Source organism: Aeromicrobium sp. (genome assembly GCF_014378035.1).
Taxonomy (GTDB): Bacteria; Actinomycetota; Actinomycetes; order Propionibacteriales; family Nocardioidaceae; genus Aeromicrobium.
This window is the reverse complement of record NZ_JACMOM010000200.1, coordinates 1-4,772: the sequence shown is the minus strand read 5'-3', so window position 1 is coordinate 4,772 and position 4,772 is coordinate 1. Positions and strand designations below refer to the sequence as shown.

General features: G+C 64.5%; 5 protein-coding genes and 1 pseudogene. 2 read left to right on the top strand and 4 right to left on the bottom strand.

The genetic code is table 11. The features are described from left to right. The 3 genes from H7290_RS10510 to H7290_RS10500 all read right to left on the bottom strand — a co-directional run. The coding region (locus H7290_RS10510; protein ID WP_290513965.1) for a response regulator transcription factor at positions 1–676 on the bottom strand (676 nt) is incomplete at its 3' end. Positions 677–697: 21 nt separating this feature from the next. Continuing rightward, positions 698–1,051, bottom strand: a complete 354-nt coding sequence (locus H7290_RS10505) for a hypothetical protein (protein WP_290513964.1) — start codon at positions 1,049–1,051, stop codon at positions 698–700. 316 nt (positions 1,052–1,367) lie between these two features. Further along, complete coding sequence (locus H7290_RS10500) at positions 1,368–1,763, bottom strand: helix-turn-helix transcriptional regulator (RefSeq protein ID WP_290513963.1); 396 nt, start codon at positions 1,761–1,763, stop codon at positions 1,368–1,370. A gap of 227 nt (positions 1,764–1,990) precedes the next feature. On the opposite strand from H7290_RS10500, the gene H7290_RS10495 reads away from it, so the two are divergent. Together H7290_RS10495 and H7290_RS10490 are read left to right on the top strand one after the other, a co-directional pair. Then, positions 1,991–2,833 carry a UbiA family prenyltransferase gene (locus H7290_RS10495; protein WP_290513962.1) on the top strand — a complete coding sequence of 281 codons (843 nt, stop codon included), beginning with the start codon at positions 1,991–1,993 and terminating at the stop codon, positions 2,831–2,833. Continuing rightward, a complete protein-coding gene (locus H7290_RS10490; protein ID WP_290513961.1) occupies positions 2,830–4,284 on the top strand; it encodes an NAD(P)/FAD-dependent oxidoreductase in 1,455 nt (484 codons plus the stop codon). Before H7290_RS10495 ends, H7290_RS10490 begins: the two co-directional genes overlap by 4 nt. Positions 4,285–4,489: 205 nt before the next feature. Here the strand turns inward: H7290_RS10490 and H7290_RS10485 are convergent. Beyond that, positions 4,490–4,772, bottom strand: a pseudogene (locus H7290_RS10485) (IS3 family transposase); the annotation flags it as partial.

The following is a 4,772-nucleotide window of genomic DNA, read 5'->3' as shown; positions in this document are numbered from 1 at the left end:
GGTCGGCTGCGATCACGTATCCGGCACCTCGCCGAGTTTCGATGATCTCGACCTCACCGGGCAGCGTGAGTTTCTGGCGCAGATAGCGGATGTAGGTCTGCACGACGTTGCTGTAGCCCTCGTAGTTGCTGTCCCAGGCATGGGTGATCAGCTCCGAGGCGCTGATGACTTGGCCTAGGTTGCGCATGAGGTATTCCAGCACGGCGAACTCTTTCGCCGTCAGGACTATGGTTCTGCCGTTTCGGGTTGCGGTGCGTGTGGCGGGGTCGAGGGTGACACCCTGTGCTTTCAGGATGGGCGCCTGGGCTCGCGGGGCTCGCCTGAGCAGCGCTCGAACTCGAGCGAGAAGCTCAACGAGGTGGAAGGGCTTGACGAGGTAATCGTCAGCTCCGGCATCTAGTCCTTCGACTCTCTTGCGAGTGGAGTCCAGCGCGGTGAGCATAAGTACCGGGATGTCCTGGTTGAGTTCGCGGATTCGGGCGCACACGTCCATGCCACCTCGAGGGAGTCCCGGAAGCATCAGGTCGAGGACGACGAGATCGTAGGTCTCAATTTCGAACGCCTCCACGCCGGCTGGGGCGGTGTGGGTGACATCGACGGCGTAGCCGGCCTCGGCGAACGTGCGTCGAACGACGTCCGCGATGCGGACGTCGTCCTCTATCACAAGCAATTTCATGGCAGGTCCCTACGAGCCGTGTCAGTCTGCTTCATCTCCGGCGCCGGATCCCTTTGTTGCGGTGGCGTTGGCCACCCGAACTCCGGCAGCGCTGACTTCGATCGTGAAGTTCACCTGATTTTTGGAGCTGCGATAGAGGCTGAAGGTGTTCTCGGGGAAGTGGCCAGGGCCGGTCTCGCCGTCGAATGACAGCGTACTCGTGACGCCTGCCGCGAGGGTGAACCCGGTCAGGGCTTGGTAGTAGGCCTCGCTCTGACCCGTGGTCACGTCGGTCATCACGTAGTAGATCTCGAAGGGGGACAACTCTGTCGTGGTGTCGTTGCGCACCGTGACCTGGAGTCGGTCGTCGATCGCCGCCTTGGGTCTGCTGTACACCTAGTCACACAATCAACGGCGATCACAAAAGGTTCAACGGTTCCGTCAGATCGCCACCGGGGCCGTGAATTATGACTTCGGCCCTAAGTCATAATTTGAGGCAGCGCGATTATGAGCTAGGTGCGCGGCTCATATCTAACCCCACACCTGCGTTTGCATCGGGCGGGTTCATTCTCTCCTTCGCGCTCGATCACCTTCCAGACCCGTCCCCCGAACCGACCATCTGACGTTGAGCCCGATGCGGTCGGGTTTGACGGCCCAAGCCTGCGGTCGCGACCAGGTCACCGCACGAAGCCCTAGGTCTGCTCGCAGACGCTCATCGGACCCGCTGGCTCACCCGCAGCTGAGGCCTTCGTTGACGGCGTGCAGCTGCGAACTGCTCAAGCGGGCTGGGGATGGTCTCATCGGCGGCGATACCGTCCATCCAGTCGTCGAGGTTGAGCACACGCGCCAACTTGATCACGGTGGACAGGGACGACCCACGCCCGTTCTCTAGCGTTGAAACAGCGGTGCGGCTCACCGAGGCTCTCCGTGCCAACTCGCCCTGTTCAAGATCCATCCCCAGACGGACAGTACGGAGTTCCTGCTGGTGGGGCTGGCCGATCGCGCCCACGTGCTTGACCGCGACCGGCCAGTCTGTGGGCGAGCAGGCCGTACACAGCAGCGCGAGTGTCTGGGCTGATTCCGCGTGCTGCCGGGTGGTGAATGTCACCTCCTGTGGCTCTGAGATGCTGCTGCGCACGAAAGGCGCCCGTTGCCGGTACCCAACACGACCAGCCTGCCTACTCGGCTCGATTCGGCGGGCATCGATCCCGACACCGTCGCGGTCTCTTTTCGGCCGACCTACGCAGGGCGTTTCGCCGCAGACCCATCCCCGCCAACTGAGCGGCACACTATCCGCAAAACCGGGGCCCCTCGCGGGATAGATAGAGTGAAGAAATGATCTCCCGCCTGGTTCAGATCTCACGGCCGGTGCTTTGGGTGAACACCATCGGCACCTCCGTCATTGGCATGTGGCTGCTCGGGGATTTATGGCGCTGGGACGTTGTCCCGCTGCTGCTCTGGGCAACCCTGCCGTTCAACTTGTTGATCTACGGCGTCAACGACATCCTCGACCAGGAAACGGATGCCCAGAACGCCCGCAAGGGCGGCCTCGAAGGGGCTCGCATCCTCAGCTCCGAAACGCGCACGATCGTGCTCGGGGTGCTGGTCACAAACGTGCCTTTCATCGCTTACTTCCTGGTGACGCTGCCGCCAGCGGCGTTCGCTTGGATCGCCGCGTATGTCACCATTTTTGTTTTCTACTCGGCACCGCCCCTACGATTCAAGGCCCGGCGCTACCTCGATTCACTCAGCAATGCCGCCTATGCATTCCCGCTGGTGTTCGTGCCCCTGGCCGTGGGCGAGTCACCGATCTGGGCGGCCGCGATCGGGCTGATGGCGTGGAGCGTCGCCAAACATACCTTTGATGCTGTTCAGGACATCGACGAGGACCGCGCCGCCGGAATCCACACCACAGCGGTGCATCTCGGCACTCGGGGTGCCGTGGTGTGGAGTGGGGTGTGGTGGGGCCTGTCAACGGTCGGGTTTGTGCTGGTGAACTGGCCGGTCGCCGTCGTAAGCGCATTGATTGCCGGCTGGCTGCTGCTGAAGCTGGGGCGTGACCCCACTCCAGCCACCGCCCGCCGCCTGTACCGCTATTCCATCGCGTTCCCCTACGTCGCCGGCTCCATCGCCGGGGCTCAAATCGTGGCCGCCATTCTGCTGAAAGTTTACCGATGACCCGTTCACGCAAGCCCACCACCCCTCAACGCATCGTCGTGCTGGGCGCGGGCATCGGGGGCCTCACCGCCGCTGCCCTGCTGGCCCGCGCCGGCCATACAGTGACGGTGTTAGAAGGTTCCGATTGGATCGGTGGCAAGAGCCGACGCCTTTCGATCGACGGTCAGCGGGTCGACACCGGGCCGGCACTGGTCACGTTCCCCTTGGTCTGGGACGAGATGATCGCCCGCTACGACGCGCTCGGCGCCCGCCACTCCACCCCGCCCGAACCCGCCGACGTGGCCGCACTCACCCTGCACCGACTGCCCGAAGTGGGCCGGTACTTCTACCGGGGCGACGATGTCACGTTACCGGTCCCGGCCGGGCACCCGTGGCACGCGGCCTGGACCCGCTTCGAACGTGAACACAGCGGCCTCGGCCCGCAGCTCACGAGTATGCTCACCGCCAACCCGACCGACTTGTCGTCGTTGCCGGCCGTACGCGATGTCTTTCGCGTCTACGGCACCAGACTGACCACCCGCGGCTTTCTGGACAGTCTGACCTGGATGCCCGACGGCCTGCGCGAGATCATCGCCATTCACACCCTGAACGCGGGCGTCTCCCCCCAGCACACCCTGGCTCTGTACGCGAGCATGCCTGCCATCATGGCCCGGAGCGGCGTTTGGGTTCCCGACGGCGGCGTGAACGAGTTACCGCTCGCGCTGCACCGACTGGCGCTGCATGCGGGCGCGGATGTGCACACGGGCGAGCCCGTTACATCCGTCTCGAAAATGCTCGTGACCACCGCGGTGGCGGCATACCCGGCCGACGTGGTCGTGAGCGGGCTCGACAGCGCCGTGCTCGACGGGCTGCTTGGACTGCCGAAATCCCGGCCGCGGGCGCTGAGCTGCTCGGGGGTGGCGATTTATGCGTCCCTGGAAGCGCCGCTGCCCGAGGTCACCGCCACGCACTCCATCGTGCTGCCCGACGATCCGGCAGCGCTGCACCATAGCCTCGATGCTGGGATGGTACCCGAGCAGACAATGGCATTTTTGAACTACTACCGGCCGCACGAGGTATACCCCAACGACCGGGCCACCGTGGCTGTGCTACTCACCGCCCCCGCCGACGGCCGCACGTACACCCTCGACAGCCCATGGGTGGCGAGCGAGGTGGCGCGGGTCAGCGGCGCCGTGGGCCTGGATCGGCCGATCAGCGAGTTCTTCCGAGACCACGTTGTACTGGACCCGCAGTACTTCTCCGACTGGGGCTCCACCGGCGGGGCTCTCTACGGCGCCACTAACCCGCTTTGGCAGAGCGGGCCGTTCCATCGCCCCGGCTACACCAGCCGGGCCCGGCCCTGGCTGTGGCGGGTCGGCGCGTCGGTGCACCCCGGCGGCGGCATTCCCGCCGTGCTCGGCGGCTCGATGACCGCGATGCAGAAGCTGATCGGACGTCTCGACGGTCGCTGACGACAACCACCCACGCACTCTCCAGGAAACAGTGTCCGTGAGCTGTTTGACCGCCTGGGACTCTTCGATCACATTGAGCAACGTCGGCCTTGTCTGGCCTGACGGCTCCTATGCCCTACGGCGCTTCACCGGCCCCTTCGGCGTGGGTCGAACTGTTTATGTCAACGCCAACCAAAAATGGGCCCACTCCTGCCAAGATCCAAGCGGTCCAGTGCTCGGTGATGTCGGTCAGCCACAGCTGGTTCGCCCGCTGCGCGGTGAAGTCGCGTCGCACGAGGTCGTCGTGGACGGGAGGGCCAGCTTTGCGGTTCAGGCCGCGTTTCTTCGAGAAATGCGACCAGATCCTTTGCTGGGAACACAGCCGCCACACACGCCGCTCCGATGCCCGAATGCCGGATTCCGCCTCGATCTCGTCCGCGATGAACCGATACCCGAACCCCGGCTCGTCGCCATGGATAGCGAGGGCGGCGTCGATCAGGTGGGCGTTG